The sequence below is a fragment of the Psychrobacter sp. TB20-MNA-CIBAN-0197 genome, assembly GCF_040309765.1.
Classification (GTDB): domain Bacteria; phylum Pseudomonadota; class Gammaproteobacteria; order Pseudomonadales; family Moraxellaceae; genus Psychrobacter; species Psychrobacter submarinus.
The window spans coordinates 1-250 of sequence record NZ_JBEOPC010001086.1; the positions used below are offsets into that span (position 1 = coordinate 1).

1 pseudogene is annotated in these 250 nt (G+C 42.8%); it reads left to right on the forward strand.

Annotation, left to right across the window (positions count from 1 at the left end):
* Positions 1-250 (forward strand): annotated as a pseudogene (locus AAEY83_RS17265) (DnaA regulatory inactivator Hda); the annotation flags it as partial.

Sequence of the window (250 nt, forward strand, 5' to 3'; positions counted from 1 at the left end):
GTTTGGCACAGGCACCTACTTTTAAAGTGCCTACTGGTCATGATTTGGCAGACAGACAAGCATTATTACAGTCTATTTTGCGTCGGCGTGGATGGCAGTTTGACGATCGAATTATTGATCACTTACTGACCGATGGACCGCATCGTATCGGTGCGATGATGGAAGTACTTAATTATATTCAACCACTGTTTTCTAACCTTGGTCGCAGTAATATCTCAAAAGCAGTCATAAGTGATGCTTTGCGTACCAT